General features: G+C 66.9%; 15 protein-coding genes. 4 read left to right on the forward strand and 11 right to left on the reverse strand.

The window, feature by feature from the left end:
* Positions 1-19 precede the first annotated feature (19 nt).
* Genes L2A60_RS02080 through L2A60_RS02115 form a run of 8 tightly spaced genes read right to left on the reverse strand, consistent with a single transcriptional unit; the run spans position 20 to position 5,425 of the window.
* On the reverse strand, positions 20-169 hold the full coding sequence (locus L2A60_RS02080) for a DUF1674 domain-containing protein (protein ID WP_235702708.1): 150 nt from the start codon (positions 167-169) through the stop codon (positions 20-22).
* Positions 166-933, reverse strand: a complete 768-nt coding sequence (gene ccmI / locus L2A60_RS02085) for a c-type cytochrome biogenesis protein CcmI (protein ID WP_235702709.1) — start codon at positions 931-933, stop codon at positions 166-168. Before ccmI ends, L2A60_RS02080 begins: the two co-directional genes overlap by 4 nt.
* A complete protein-coding gene (locus L2A60_RS02090; RefSeq protein ID WP_235702710.1) occupies positions 930-1,397 on the reverse strand; it encodes a cytochrome c-type biogenesis protein in 468 nt (155 codons plus the stop codon). The genes ccmI and L2A60_RS02090 overlap by 4 nt, the downstream gene beginning before the upstream one ends.
* Positions 1,398-1,406: 9 nt before the next feature.
* Positions 1,407-1,970 carry a DsbE family thiol:disulfide interchange protein gene (locus L2A60_RS02095; RefSeq protein WP_235702711.1) on the reverse strand — a complete coding sequence of 188 codons (564 nt, stop codon included), beginning with the start codon at positions 1,968-1,970 and terminating at the stop codon, positions 1,407-1,409.
* An 8-nt stretch (positions 1,971-1,978) separates the two neighbouring features.
* Positions 1,979-3,952 (reverse strand): heme lyase CcmF/NrfE family subunit, encoded by a 1,974-nt coding sequence (locus L2A60_RS02100; RefSeq protein ID WP_235702712.1) that lies wholly within the window; start codon positions 3,950-3,952, stop codon positions 1,979-1,981.
* Positions 3,949-4,470 (reverse strand): cytochrome c maturation protein CcmE, encoded by a 522-nt coding sequence (ccmE, locus tag L2A60_RS02105; RefSeq protein WP_235702713.1) that lies wholly within the window; start codon positions 4,468-4,470, stop codon positions 3,949-3,951. The genes L2A60_RS02100 and ccmE overlap by 4 nt, the downstream gene beginning before the upstream one ends.
* Positions 4,467-4,616, reverse strand: coding sequence for a heme exporter protein CcmD (ccmD, locus tag L2A60_RS02110; RefSeq protein WP_235702714.1), 150 nt, complete (start codon positions 4,614-4,616; stop codon positions 4,467-4,469). The genes ccmE and ccmD overlap by 4 nt, the downstream gene beginning before the upstream one ends.
* The gene (locus L2A60_RS02115; protein WP_235702715.1) at positions 4,613-5,425 is read right to left on the reverse strand and encodes a heme ABC transporter permease; all 813 of its coding nucleotides are present in this window, start codon (positions 5,423-5,425) and stop codon (positions 4,613-4,615) included. The genes ccmD and L2A60_RS02115 overlap by 4 nt, the downstream gene beginning before the upstream one ends.
* 301 nt (positions 5,426-5,726) lie before the next feature.
* Here L2A60_RS02115 and L2A60_RS02120 point away from each other — a divergent pair, with 301 nt between their 5' ends.
* From L2A60_RS02120 to L2A60_RS02135, 4 genes are read left to right on the forward strand one after another with little or no spacing between them, the layout of a single operon-like run.
* Positions 5,727-6,020 carry a YciI family protein gene (locus L2A60_RS02120; RefSeq protein WP_235702716.1) on the forward strand — a complete coding sequence of 98 codons (294 nt, stop codon included), beginning with the start codon at positions 5,727-5,729 and terminating at the stop codon, positions 6,018-6,020.
* Positions 6,021-6,024: 4 nt separating this feature from the next.
* Positions 6,025-6,438: an EVE domain-containing protein gene (locus L2A60_RS02125; RefSeq protein WP_235702717.1), complete on the forward strand. Its 414-nt coding sequence runs from the start codon at positions 6,025-6,027 to the stop codon at positions 6,436-6,438.
* Complete coding sequence (locus L2A60_RS02130) at positions 6,419-8,752, forward strand: penicillin acylase family protein (RefSeq protein ID WP_235702718.1); 2,334 nt, start codon at positions 6,419-6,421, stop codon at positions 8,750-8,752. Before L2A60_RS02125 ends, L2A60_RS02130 begins: the two co-directional genes overlap by 20 nt.
* 56 nt (positions 8,753-8,808) lie before the next feature.
* On the forward strand, positions 8,809-11,196 hold the full coding sequence (locus tag L2A60_RS02135) for a 1-deoxy-D-xylulose-5-phosphate synthase N-terminal domain-containing protein (RefSeq protein ID WP_235702719.1): 2,388 nt from the start codon (positions 8,809-8,811) through the stop codon (positions 11,194-11,196).
* A 3-nt stretch (positions 11,197-11,199) separates the two neighbouring features.
* Here L2A60_RS02135 and hpf read toward each other — a convergent pair whose 3' ends face one another.
* The 3 genes from hpf to L2A60_RS02150 all read right to left on the reverse strand — a co-directional run bounded on the left by hpf (position 11,200) and on the right by L2A60_RS02150 (position 14,387).
* Positions 11,200-11,805: a ribosome hibernation-promoting factor, HPF/YfiA family gene (gene hpf / locus L2A60_RS02140; RefSeq protein ID WP_235702720.1), complete on the reverse strand. Its 606-nt coding sequence runs from the start codon at positions 11,803-11,805 to the stop codon at positions 11,200-11,202.
* An 18-nt stretch (positions 11,806-11,823) separates the two neighbouring features.
* A complete protein-coding gene (gene rpoN / locus L2A60_RS02145) occupies positions 11,824-13,371 on the reverse strand; it encodes an RNA polymerase factor sigma-54 (RefSeq protein WP_235702721.1) in 1,548 nt (515 codons plus the stop codon).
* Between the two features lie 98 nt (positions 13,372-13,469).
* The gene (locus tag L2A60_RS02150; RefSeq protein ID WP_235702722.1) at positions 13,470-14,387 is read right to left on the reverse strand and encodes a type II secretion system F family protein; all 918 of its coding nucleotides are present in this window, start codon (positions 14,385-14,387) and stop codon (positions 13,470-13,472) included.
* Positions 14,388-14,390 lie beyond the last annotated feature (3 nt).

Raw genomic sequence — 14,390 nt, forward strand, 5'->3', positions numbered from 1 at the left:
CTCCGGCTGAAGCAGGAAATCAAAAATCCGAACAGCGGCCGTTGCGTTCCCAGTCGCCGTAGCGCGTCGGCTCGGGGCCTTTCGGGCCGCCGATCTCTTTCGGCCAGGTTTTTTGCTCCTCCGAATCGGTTTTTGCAACGGGAGCATCGGTTTTGTCTGTCTCGGTCATGGGCTGGATGTGGCGTCCGGCGCTGGTTTCGGCAAGGGTTTCGCCGGCAGCGTCACCGCCGCCTCGCGCAGTCGCTGTTCCGCGAGCTTGCGCCACGGCGCGTTTGCCGGCGCGCGATCCAGCGCCCGATGGAACAGATGCGCCGCGTTGGGCGTCACATGGCCGGCCGCTTCGGTCTCCGCCTCGGCGGTTTCGGCGGCGAGGGTCGGGTCGAATTTCTGATCGAGCGCGATGGTCCAGGCCTTGGCGGCGGCGGCAAGTTTGTGCTGCGTCACCAGCACCTGACCGAGAAGCAGGTAACCCTGGCGCGCCCGTGCGGTGTTCGGCGGGATTTCGGCAAGTTTCCGTTCCAGCCTGGCGATCAGCGCGTCGTCCTGCTTGCGCGCCGCCGATTCCGCGCGCACCACGGCCGCGTGCGGCTCGGACGGCACCATCGGCAGGCTGCCCGGCAGGAACAGGGCGAGTGCACCGACGGGGATCAGCGCCACCACGGCGATCAGCAGGCCGCGCGCGCTGCGATTCGCCTCTGGCTCGGGCAGCGCATCCGCCGCCAGCAGCCGGCGCTCCACTTCCAGCCGCGCGCCTTGATATTCCGAGTCCGGCAGCCGCCCCTCGTCGCGTTCCCGCGCGATCTCGTCGAGCTGCGAGCGATGCAGCGCGAGCGCGGTGTCCCGCCGGTAGCGGATCTGTCCGCGCCGCACCCACACCACCACGATCGGCGCCACCGCGACCAAGGCGAGAACCGCCATCCAGAACCAGATCAAGAGAGAATGTCCTTCAGCCGGTCGCGTTCCGCTTCACTCAGCCCCGGCAGCGACGGCGGCGCGCGGCGGCGGCGCGCGATCAGCACCACCATGAGTCCCGCCAGCAACGCGATCACCGGCGAGAACCACAGCAGCCAGGTCAGCGGGATCAGCGGCGGCTTGAGCAACACGAAAATTCCATAGCGATGCACCATGAAATCGACGATCTGCGTATTGGTCTCGCCACGCACCACCCGCCGGCGAATGATCCCCCGGAACTGCTTGGCAAGGCCGGCCTGCGAGTTCTCCACCGTCTCGTTCTGGCACACCAGGCAGCGCAATTTGTTGCCGATATGCTCGGCGCGTTTTTCCTGCGCGATCGTCAGCGTCACCCCGTCGCGCAGGATCGTCACCGGCGTATCGGCCGCCGCGATGGCGAAGGTGACCGCGAGGCCGAGGAAGCACAGGATCAGGACGCGTTTCATCGGATCAGGTCACGACAGCCGGCGCAAAGCGGGCTTGAGCTGACTTTCGATGATCTCGGGCACCAGCGGCCCGGCGATATGCCAGCGCACCATGCCGCCGGGGGCGATCAGGAAGCTCTCCGGCACACCGTAGACCCCCCAGTTGATCGCGACCCGTCCGCTCAGATCGCTGGCGATCCGCCGATACGGATTGCCGTATTTGGCTAGATACAGCGCGAGCGGTCCGGGCTTGTCCTGATAGGCGATGCCCCAGATATCCAGCCCGGATTTCGCGATCGCGCGCAGATAGGGCGCCTCGCCCACGCAGGGGATGCACCAGGAGGCGAAGAAATTGACCAGAACCGGCCGCTTCCGTGCGATCAGCGCCGCCCGGTCGAAGCCCTGGTTGCCATCGACCCCCGGCAGGGTGAAATCCGGCACTTCGTGACCGACCAGCGGGTTGTTGAATTCCTGCGGGTTGTAGGCGCCGCTGCGCATCCGCTCCAGCAATGCGTAGAACCCGATCCCGCCCGCGGCCACTGCGGCGAGCGGAATGCCGAGCATCAATCGGCGCGAAACGCGTGGCGTATCCATCGGATCGCTCAGACCGTCGCCGAACCGGCCGGCTTGCGCAGCTTGCTCCGCACCGGCGCGCCGACGCGGAATCGCCGGTCGCTCAGCGAAATCGCCCCACCCAGCGCCATGATCAGCCCGCCGAGCCAGATCTCCGGCGCGAAGGGATGCACGTTGAAGCGGAACTCGCCGCCGCCGGAATTATCCTCGCCGGCGAAAGTCGCGAACATGTTGCGCACGCCGTTGGTGCGGATCGCGGCAGCCACCGTCTTGACCTTCTGCGCGGTGAAGAACCGCCGTTCCGGCCGCATCGTCATCACCAGCCTGCCATGGCGGGTGACGGTGATCGTCGCCCGCCGTGCCTGATAATTCGGCCCCTGTGCCGGGCTGATCCTGTCCAGCGTCCAGCGATAGCCGCCGAGATCGACCGACTGGCCCGGATGCAGCACCGTGACGGTATGCACCCGGAGCGTCATTCCCGCGATTCCGAGCACCGTGACACCGAAGCCGAGATGGCCGAGCGCGGCGCCGACCTGCGCGCGCGGGAGGGTGAACAGCCGGGCGAAGGACTGGCCGGGCGGCACCCGGAACAGCCGCACCCGCTCCGCGAGATCGACCAGCGCGCCGACGATCACCCAGGCGGCACCCGCGAGCCCGAGTGCCGCGATCGCATGGCCCCTGAACAGGACGAACGCGAAAACGATCAGGGCCAAGACCGCGCCATACCATATTTTCGCCAGGGCCGGCCCGATCGCGCCGCGCTTCCAGGGCAGCATCGGCCCCACCGCCATCGCCAGGATCAAGGGCGCTGTCAGCGGCAGCACCGCCTGGTCGTAGAACGGCGCGCCGACCGACAATTGCAGCCCGAACAGCAGATCGACGAAAGGCGGATACATCGTGCCGGTGAACACCACCGCCGCGATGACGCACAGGAATATATTGTTCAGGATCAGCGCGCCTTCGCGCGAGACCGGCGCGAACACCCCGGTCGCGGCAAGGCCGGGCGCACGGAACGCGAACAGCAGCAGCGAGCCGCCGATGGTCAGCGCCAGCAGAACCAGGATGAACAGCCCCTGATTGGGCGAGGCGGCAAAGGCATGAACCGAATTGAGCAGGCCCGAGCGCACCAGGAAGGTGCCGCACAGGCTGAGCGAAAACGTCGCGATCGCGAGCAGGACGCTCCAGGTTTTCAGCGCCTCGCGCTTTTCCACCACGATCGCCGAATGGATCAGCGCCGTGCCGGTCAGCCAGGGCAGCAAAGCGACGTTCTCCACCGGGTCCCAGAACCAGAATCCGCCCCAGCCCAGCGTGTAATAGGACCAGAGCGAGCCGAAACAGATGCCGGCGGTCAGAAACACCCAGGATACCAAGGTCCAGGGCCGCACCCAGCGCCCCCAGGCGGCATCGACCCTTCCTTCGATCAGCGCGGCGACCGCGAAGGCGAAGGCGATCGAGAAGCCGACATAGCCGGTGTAGAGGATCGGCGGGTGCACCGCCAAACCAGGATCCTGCAGGATCGGGTTGACCCCGGCGCCATGCAGCGGCGGCGGCCAGATGCGCCGGAACGGATCGGACACGGTCAGCGTGAACAGCAGGAACCCGCCCGAAACCAGCCCGAGCACACCCAGCACGCGCGAGCGCAGGCTGGACGGAATATTGGTGCCGAACACGCCGACGGTCGCGCCGCAGAGCGAGAGGATCAGGCACCAGAGCAGCATCGAGCCGTCGTGGTTGCCCCAGGTTCCGGTGATCCGGTAAAACAACGGCGTGGTGCTGCTGGAGAACTCGGCGACGTTGCGCACCGTGAAATCCGACACCACGCCGGCCCACACGAGGGCGGCGAAGGCCGCGCCGAGCATCAGAAACTGAGCGATCGCCAGGGCAGGCGCGGCGCGGAGCAGAATCCGGTCGCGCAACATCGGCCCGAACAGCCCGATCACCGCCTGCGCCGCGGCGATCGCCAGCGCCAGTGCCAGTGCGAAATGACCGAGGGTCGGAATCATCCCTTGCTGTCCGCCTCGATGGCGCGGGGCGATTTATCGTCCCAGGCGGCGGCATTCGGCGGCGGCCCGAATTTCGGATTCCATTTGCCGGCCTTGCGCAGCGCCATTTCGACATCGCGCGGCATGTAGCTCGCCCCATGCTTGGCGAGCACCGTGCTCGCGACGAATTCGCGGTCGCCCCGCGTCATCGCACCGATCGTCACCACGCCCTGACCCTGGCGGAACAGCCCCGGCAGAACGCCGGTGAACACCACCGGAATCGCGGTCTGACCGTCGGTGATGCGGAAAGTGGTATAGGGCTTGCCGTCGCGTGTGCCCATGACCACGGTCCCCGCCTGCACGATCCCGCCGAGGCGGAATACCATGCCGGGCGCGGGACGCTTGGCGAGAACCTGCTGCGGCGAGAGAAAAAACGACAGGCTGGAGCGGAACGCGACCAGCATCAGCGCGACGGCGCTCGACAGCCCGATGCCGCAGGCGACCACGATCCACAACCGCCGCTTCTTCCGGCTCATCATGGATTTCCGCTCCGGCGCGGCTCGACCGCCGCCAGACGCCGGCGCGCGCCGCGATAGCGCAGCAGGGCCGAGAGGGCGAGAAAGCCGAGAACCAGCAGCGCCGCGCCGTAGCTGCCGGCGACGAAGGGCATCGCGTCCCTGATCATGCGCCGCCCCGTTCGGCGCGGGCGAGCAGCAGGGAGCGCGCCCGGTTTTCCATGATCGCGCTCGAAATCCGCGCCAGCACCATCGCGAGGAAGGCCAGATAGAAGCCGATGGCGCTGACTAGCAGCGGGTAGAGCATGGTCACGTAGATCTTCGACGGCCCGGTGATCGAGATCGTGTTGCCCTGATGCAGCGTGTTCCACCAATACACGCTGAACACGATGATCGGCAGGTTGATCGCCCCCACCAGCCCCAGGATCGCCGCCGCCCGATAGCCGTGCTGCGGGTTGTCGAAGGCGCGGATCAGCGCCATGTGCCCGAGATAGAGGAAAAGCAGAATCAGCACCGAGGTCAGCCGCGCATCCCACACCCAGTAGGTGCCCCATTCCGGCCTGCCCCAGAGCGAGCCCGAAATCAGGCACAGAAGGGTGAATCCCGCACCGACGGGGCCGATTTCCTTGGCGGCGATGTCCGCCAGCGGATGACGCCAGACGATCGAGAGCAGCGAGCAGATGGCCAGCGCCGCATAGCCGTTCATCGCGACCCAGGCCGCCGGCACATGCACATACATGATGCGCGAGGCGATACCCTGCTGCCAGTCGGCCGGCGCGAAGGCAAATCCCCAGACCAGGCCGGTGACGGTGACGACGAAGGCGGCGGCGGCAAGCCACGGCAGGATCGGCTGGATCAGCCGCTGGAACCTGCCCGGATTGGCGAAGCGATGCAGCCACGCACCGGCCTTCGATTGCGGCACGCCGATCGAACCCGCTGCTATCTGCCCTGGATAATCCGAGGTGCCTGTCCGTTCCATTCTAGGGTGTGTCCCCAATGGCGGTGTGGCCGCGACCGGGGGCTTTTGGCCGCTGGCTGTGTCGTTCGTCGCTCATGATCGGCAAGATCACTTCACTCCTCTCTCCTGGCCAGCGGCCAAAAGCCCCCGGTCGCGGCCACACCGCCATTGGGGACACACCCTGGTGGTTTAATACAACGCCCGTGCTTTGCCATCCCCTGTCTTCCGCGCGAAACAAGGCATTCCGATCACATCTTGGCATTGTGATGTATTCCATGGTCGTGGCAGAACAGGGCTCATCGCCTCGACAGGGAGTTTCGCCATGCAGTTCATCCTGATCGCCCATGACCGCGACGGCGGCCTCGCGCTGCGCAAGCAGATCCGCCCCGATCATCTCGCCTATCTGACCGAAATCGCCGGGAGCATCGTGTTCGGCGGACCGCTGATCGACGATGCCGGCGATCCGTGCGGCTCGATGATCGTCTATGAGGCGCCGGACCGCGCAGCCGCCGAGGCGCTGATCGCGAACGACCCCTATAGCCGCGCCAATCTGTTCGGCCGGACCGAAATCCGCGCTTTCCGCACCGTGGTGCGCGACGGCAGGGTCACGGCGTAACCCGATGCAATACTGGCTGGTCAAATCCGAGCCGGAGGCGTTTTCCTGGGACCAGCAGGTGGCGAACGGCGTCGAACCCTGGACCGGGGTGCGCAATCACACGGCGAAGCTCAATCTCAGGGCGATGCGCCGGGGCGATCGGGCGTTCTTCTACCATTCCAACACCGGCAAAGAGATCGTCGGCATCGTCGAGGTGGTGCGCGAAGCCTATCCCGACCCGACCGCGGAGACCGGCGACTGGGTGGCCGTGGACATGAAAGCCGTGGCGCCGATCCCGCGGCCGGTCACCCTGGCCGAGATCAAGGCCGATCCCGCGCTCGACGGCATCGCCCTGATCCGCCTGTCGCGCCTGTCGGTCTGCCCGATCGGCGCCGAACATTGGCGCCATATCTGCGCGCTTGGTTTGGCCGCAGGGTAACGGCTCCTTGCGCCGCGTGGTGAAATTCGCCGTTCTTGCCGTGGTCACGCTGCTCATCGCCGCGGTCTTGGCCGCGGGCACGCTGATCCTGGTGACGATGCCTGGCCAGAGTGGCCGGTTCCGCCTGCCAGGATTGACGGCGCCCGTCACCGTCACCTTCGGGCCGCGCGGCGTGCCGTTCATCCGCGCCGCCGATACCGACGATGCCGCCGAGGCGCTCGGCTATCTCCATGCCCGCGCGCGGCTGTTCCAGATGGAGTTGTTGCGGCGTGCGGCCGAGGGGCGGCTGTCCGCATGGTTCGGCAAAAGAACGCTCGGCGTCGACGAACATATGCGCACGATGGGGTTCGAGGCGGCGGCGATCGCGTCCGAGCGGCATTTGAGCCCCAAGGCACGGTCGCTGCTCGCCGCTTATGCGCGCGGAGTGAATGCCTGGATCGCGCAGCGCGGCCGGCTGAGCGCCTGGGAGTTCCTGATCTACGGCAAACCCCGGCCCTGGCGGGTGCGGGATTCGCTGCTGTGGGGCGAATTGCTCGCCGACGAGCTTTCGGGAAACGCGACGGTTGAGCTGGAGCGGCTGGCGCTGTCGCGCCACATGCCGCGCGCGAAAATCGGCCAGCTCTGGCCGAAAGTGAGCCCGCCGCCCCCTGACACGGCGCGCCTTGACCACGCACCGGGCGAGGCGCGGGCGGCGTTGGCGGCATTGGCGGCGATCCCGCGATTCCCGACGCCGTTCACCGGGCCGCGCACCGCATCGAACGAATGGGCGGTCGCCGGCCCCCGCTCGGCGACCGGCGCGCCGCTGCTGGCCGGCGATCCGCATCTCGGGTTCCAGTTCCCCGGGCTGTGGTATCTCGCGCGGATCGATGCCGGCGATGAAACCCTGGCCGGGGCGACCGCGCCGGGCGCGCCGTTCCTGGTGTTCGGCCATAACCGCCGTATCGCCTGGACCTTCACCAATAACGGCGCGGCGGTGCAGGATATTTTCGCCTTCAGGCGGGTGGGCAAGACCCACTATCAAGGCCCGAGCGGGGTGCTCGCGTTCGGCATCGAGCGGGAGACGATCAAGGTTGCCGGCCATAAACCGGTGCCGTTCGTGGTGCGCACGACGATCGACGGGCCGGTGGTCGGCCTGCGCAAGCATACCGCCCTCGCGCTCAAGGCGGCCAACCTGACGCATGACGATCGGGCGGCGGACGGGCTGATGCGGCTCGACGCGGCACCCTCGCTGCACGACGCCGAGGACGCGGCGGCCGCGATCACCACGCCGGTCGAAAATCTTCTGGTCGCGAGCCGCCGGCGCATCGGGCTGATCGTGACCGGCTGCGTGCCGCTCCGCGGCGCGGGGGACGGCGCGTGGCCGCTCGACGGCGGCAAATCCTCCGACCAATGGATCGGGCTCGCCTGCGGCAAGGCGCTGCCGCGCATCATCGCGCCGCCGAGCAACGTGCTGGTCAACACCAATGAGCAGGTCGCGCCGAAGGGTTTTCCAGTCGATATGGGCGCGGATCAGTTCGGCGACTGGCGGTCGGCCGCGATCCGCGCGGCGCTTGCGCGGCATCGCACGCTGACCGTGGCGGAGTTCGTCGCGATTCAGCATGATGTGGTCAGCGCCTATGCACAGCAGCTTCTGCCGGTGCTCGACGCGATCCGCCCGAACACCACACTCGCGCGGCGCGCCGTGAATTTGCTGCATGGCTGGAACGGCACGATGCGCCGGCGCATGCCGCAGCCGCTGATTTTCAATGCCTGGCTGCGCGCGTTCCGTCACGATGTGCTGGCGCGCAACCATGTGCCGCTCGCCCTCGCCGGGCCGGCGCATATGCAGTTCGTGCAGGCCCTGCTGACCGCACGGCGCGTCGCGAAAAACTGGTGCGGCGGCGATTGCGGGACGCTTCTGGCGCAATCGGCGGATCGCGCGATGGCCGCGCTGGCGAAGCATTACGGCGGCGATCCTAAGCGCTGGCGCTGGGCCGGCCCGCATCGCGCGGTGTTTCCCGACATGCTGCTCGGTCAGCTGCCTTTGATCGGGCGGTATATCTCGCCGTCGATCGCGGTACCGGGCGATGGCAGCACCGTGGACCGTTCGGTGCCCGCGCCGAATAGTTGGATCGCGGTGCAGGGGCCGAGCTATCGCGGGGTGTATGATCTGGCGGATCTCGACCGCAGCCGGTTCATCATGACGCCCGGCCAGTCCGGCGATATCTTCAGCCCCGAGGCGCGGGATTTCCTGAAACCGTGGCGCGACGGGCGGACCATCGCCCTGCCGGCGAAACCGCTTCAGGTGCGCGGAACCATGACCTTGATTCCCTAGGTGGCGCGGATCGGCCAGCTCGCGCTATAATGGTAGCGACAGGACGGGAACCGGAAATGGACGAGATACTGGCCGGGTTTGCGGCCGATAGCGGAGCGCGGCAGGCGGTGGACTACGCGTCGTTGCGCCAGATCGAGCGCAAGCTGCTGTGGCTGTCGTCCTGGACGATCCACCACGCCAACCACATCCGCCCCAATCGCGACGGGCTGAAAGTGGGCGGGCATCAGGCGTCCTGCGCGTCGGTGGTGTCGATCATGACGGCGCTGTATTTCCATATGCTGCGCCCGCAGGATCGCGTTGCGGTCAAGCCGCACGCCGCCCCGGTGCTGCACGCGATCAATTTCCTGTTCGGCCGCCAGACCGTGGAAAAAATGATGGGGCTCCGCCAGTTCGGCGGGGCGCAGGCCTACCCCTCGCGCGCCAAGGACGGCCCGGAGATCGATTTCTCCACCGGGTCGGTCGGGCTTGGCGTGGCGATCACCTCGTTTGCCTCGCTGATCCAGGATTATCTGCGCGCCCACGGCATGACCGACCCGAGCCGGTCGCCGGCGCGGCACGTCGCGATCGCCGGGGACGCCGAACTCGACGAGGGCAATATCTACGAAGCCTTGCTCGAAGGCTGGAAGCACGATGTCCGCGACGTGTGGTGGGTGGTCGATTACAATCGCCAGAGCCTCGATTCGGTGATGCCGGACCGGCTGTTCGGCCGGTTCGAGGGCCTGTTCCGCGACATGGGCTGGAACGTGATGAGCCTGAAATACGGCAAGGCGCTGGAGACGGCGTTTCGCCAGCCGGGCGGTGCCGCGTTACGCGCCTGGATCGACGATTGCCCGAACAGCCTGTATTCCGCGCTGACCTTCCAGGGCGGTGCGGCGTGGCGCCAGGCGCTGGTCGCCGATCTCGGCCGCTCGCGCGGGGTGCGCGCGATCATCGACCGGCTGGACGACGACGCCCTGGCCACGCTGATGACCAACCTCGCCGGGCACGATCTGCCGACCCTGATCGAAGCGTTCGAGACCGCCGCGCTGTCTGACCAGCCGACCTGTTTCCTGGCCTATACCACCAAGGGCGCCGGCCTGCCGTTCGCCGGCCACAAGGATAATCATTCCGGGCTGATGACCGAGGACCAGATGGGCGCGTTCCGCAGCGTGATGCGGGTGCGCGACGGCCATGAATGGGACGCGTTCGAGGGGATCGACGAGCCCGACCGGCTGCGCCGCTTCGTCGCCTCGGTGCCCTTTGCCGGGCGGCTGGCGCCGCATGGGCGTACCCTTGAAGCGCCACTCGTGAACGTGCCGGCGCAATTGCCGCACGCGCCGTTCGCCGGGCGGCGTATGTCGACCCAGGGCGGGTTCGGGGAGCTTCTCTCGGAAATCGGCCGGGGCAAGGGCGACTGCGCGGAACTCGCGAAACATATCGTCACCATGAGCCCGGATGTGACGGTTTCGACCAATCTCGGCCCCTGGGTGAACCGGCGCGGCGTGTTCGACCGGCACACCCGCAACGACGTGTTCCGCGATTCCAAGCTCGCCTCCGCGCAGCGCTGGGGCATGAGCCCGGACGGCCAGCACATCGAACTCGGGATCGCCGAGCAGAACCTGTTTCTGCTGCTCGCCGCCGCCGGACTGGCCGCACCGATGCAGGGCGCGCGGCTGCTGCCGATCGGCACCGTATACGACCCGTTCGTCAATCGGGGCCACGACGCGCTGGTCTACGGCTGCTATCAGGATGCGCGGTTCCTGCTGGTCGCGACCCCTTCGGGGATCACGCTGGCGCCCGAGGGCGGCCAGCACCAATCGACCAACACGCCGCTGCTCGGCATGGTGCAGGACCGCATCGCGGCCTACGAGCCCGCCTATTCCGACGAACTCGCGATCCTGCTGCGCCACGGGCTCGATTGGATGCAGCGGCCGGAAGGCTCCTCGGTCTGGCTGCGCCTGTCGACCCGGCTGCTGGCCCAGCCCGAGCGCACGCTGGACGAGGCATCGGTGATCGCCGGCGCGCATTGGGTGGTGCACCCCAAGCAAGGTGCCCGCATCGCGATATTGTATCAGGGTGCGGTCGCGCCGGAGGCCGAAGCGGCGTTTGCGGCGCTGATCGAGGACGAACCCGATGCGGGGCTGATGGCGCTGACCAGCCCGGACCGGCTGTTCGCCGCGTGGCGGGATGCGCAGCTCGCCCGCCGGTCCGGCGATGCGCGGGCATCCGCGCATATCGAGCGTCTGCTCGCCCCGCTCGCCGCCGATGCCGCCCTGGTTTCGGTGCTGGATGGCCACCCGAGCACCCATGCCTGGCTCGGCGGGGTGCGCGGGCAGCGCGCCTATACGCTGGGGCCGAACCATTTCGGCCAGTCGGGCGACATTCCCGATCTCTATCGCGCCTATGGCATCGATACCGACGCGATCCTGAATGCCTGTGCGGAGGCTCTGCTTGAGCTTGACTGAATCTCAGCTCGTCGTGCTGGAATCGATCCAGCCGATATGGCCGTCGCTGCGCCGGTAGATCACGTTGAGCGCCCGGTTGGCGGAGTTGCGGAACATCAGCACCGGCTGATCGGCGAGATCCATGCGCATCACCGCTTCGCTGACCGAGAGGAAGGCGATTTCGGTCGGGGTTTCGGCGACCACCGCGGCGTGCGGGCCGGTATCCGGCTCGGTGCTGCCGGCACCGTTGACGGCCGGCTTGTCGTCCCGCTCATAAACCTCCTGCAGCACATATTGGCGTGCCGCTTCCGGCCGGTCGCGACCGGCGATTTCGCGGGCGTGCTCGTTCACCCGGCGGCGATAGCGGCGCAGCCGCTTGGCGATATGTTCGGCCGCATCGTCGAACGCGGCATGGGCGTCGGCCGCTTCGCCCTCGCCGCGCAGGGTCAGCCCGCGCGCGGCATGGACATTGATGTCGCAGGTGAAAAAACTGCGCGCCCGGCTGAAGGTGACGTTCGCTTCCAGCGCATAGTCGAAGTACTTGGTGGCGATCGTATCGAGATGGTTGGCAACATGGACGCGCAAGGCATCCGATAGATCGACTTGCTTGCCGGAGACCGTGATCTGCATCACCAGTGATCCTTCTTGTTAGCCAGTGTTGCCGGCTCGCAGCGGAGGCGAAGGGGATAGCGGCTCGGCGATGCCGAGCGCCTTGTCCCGCTTGCGCTGCGCCGAGCCGGGAATACGCAGCGCCTCGCGGTATTTGGCCACAGTTCGGCGGGCAATGTCTATGCCTTCCTTCTGTAACAATTTGGCCAGAGCATCGTCGGATAGAATCGCGGCGGGCGGCTCGGCCTCGATCAGCGCGGCGATGCGGTGGCGCACCGCTTCGGCGCTGTGGCTCTCCCCGTTCGCGCCGGCAAGAGCCGTGGTGAAGAAGAACTTCATTTCGAAAACGCCGCGCGGGGTCGCGATCACCTTGTTCGAGGTCACCCGGCTGACCGTGCTTTCGTGGATGTCGAGTGCCGCGGCCACCTCACGCAAAGTCAGCGGTTTGAGAAACCCGATCCCGAAGCGGAAGAACGCGCCCTGATGCTGGACGATTTCGCCGGCGACCCGCAGGATCGTCTCGGCGCGGGATTCCAGCGCGCGCACCAGCCAGTTGGCGCTTTGGATGCGGTCGGAGAGGAATTGCCTGGTCTCGCGCGACGCCTTGGCCGCCATGCGGGCGTGAAATCCGCGCCGGATCAGCACGCGCGGCATGGTTTCCGGGTTGAGTTCGAGCATGTAGTCGCCGTCCGGCGCCGGGCGCATCAGCACGTCGGGAATGAGCGGGGTGATCGGCGACGCGTCGAACCCCGCGCCGGGTTTAGGGTTCAGACGCTTCAGCTCCGCGATCATGTCGCGCAGATCTTCGGCATCGACGCCGCATATCTCCATCAGGGCCCGATGATCGCGCCGGGCCAGCAGGTCGAGATGGGCAAGCAGGGCATCCATCGCGGGGTCGAGCCGGTTGCGCTCGGCGAGCTGGATCGCGAGGCACTCGGCGAGGTCGCGCGCGAACACGCCGGTGGGATCGAACCGCAGCATCACCTGCCGGACCGGCTCCAGAACCTCGAACCCGATGCCGAGCGCCACGGCGATCGCCTCCGGCGTATCGGCGAGCCGGCCGGAGGGGTCGAGCGCCATGATCAGCGCCGCCGCGATCCGGCGCTGCGCGGGATCGGGGAAGGCAAGCCGTGCCTGCTGTTCGAGATGTTCGCGCAGATCGGGCGGGCGATCGGCGATCTGGCCGATCCCGTCGTCATCTTCGAAGCCGATGCCGGAATCCCGGCCGCCGCCATCGGAGGTTCCGCCGAAATCATAGACATTGGAGAAATCGGTATCGAGCGGAGTCTGCGCGCCCGGCGCGTCGGCATCGACCGTAACCAGCCCGTTCGCGCCGTATTCGGAGGCGGGGATGGGGGCGGCTTCCATCTGGGCGATCGCCATGCCGTCGGACGCGGCAGCGAGCGGGGCGGTGGCATCGGATTCCGAGTCCGCGCGTTCGATCAGCGGATTTTTCAGCAGCTCGTCCTCGATGAACTGATTGACTTCGACATTGGTGAATTGGAGAAGCTGGATGGCCTGCCGCAATTGCGGGGTCATCACCAGCGACTGGGTCTGCCTTAGATCGAGACGCGGTCCAAGTGCCATGCATGGATCATACCAAGCAATTCAAACAGACGGAATACGCCACGGCACGATTTGGTGCGCTTTTTGCATAAATTCGCCGGCGCGATGTTTGCCCAACGTCAGAACACGGCCATCACCTTGAGGATTGCCGGGCCGCCAACCACCAGAAACACGCAGGGCAGGATGAAAACGATCATCGGCACGGTCAGGAGCACCGGCAATCGGGCCGCGCGCTCCTCGAACCGGGTGAGCTGCTCCTGGCGGAGCTCGGCGGACAGAATCCTGAGCGCCTGGGTCAGCGGCGTGCCGTATTGGATCGTTTGAATCAAGGTCGAACCGAGGCGTTTGAGACTATCGAGCCCGGTGCGCGCGCCCAGCGCGGTCAAGGCATCGCGGATATTGGTTCCGATGCGCATCTCGTTCGCGGTGATCGTCAGTTCCTGAGAAACCGCATCGTGCGATTGCCGCACCTCCTGCGCGACGCGGACGAGCCCGGCTTCGAGGCTGAGCCCGGCATCCGCGCAGATCACCATCAGATCGAGCGCATCGGCAAGCCCGGCTTCGACGCGCTTGATGAAGCGTTTGCGCCGCCGCTGGATGATCATGTCAGGCGCAAGCAGGCCGACGACCGCACCGCCGCAGGCAAGAACCAGTTCCGGCAGTTCAACCATGCCGGACAGGCGCGCGAAACCCAGCGTGACGCATGGCAGCACGATGAGGGTAAGGAGTTTCGCGCCGACAAAAAAGCCAAGTGCGCCCTGGTCGCGGATGCCGGCCATCCGCAATGTGTGGTGCAGCTCGGCGAGGGTTCTGGTGCTCAGCAGACCGCTGCGGGCCACCGCGAAGCCGAGCCCGGTGACGACCCGGATATGCAGAGGCTGTAGAGTCGATTTATCGTCGGCAAGCGCCGAAATCCCCGCCGCCCGGCCAATCCGGCGCGCGAGCTTCTCCTCCTCGATCACCAGTTTCAGCATCAGGAAGGCGATGACCGAAACCACCAGGAAGAAGGCCGGCACGCCGATATAGAGCGCGTTCATTGC

The sequence above is a fragment of the Acidiphilium iwatense genome, assembly GCF_021556475.1.
Lineage (GTDB): Bacteria > Pseudomonadota > Alphaproteobacteria > Acetobacterales > Acetobacteraceae > Acidiphilium > Acidiphilium iwatense.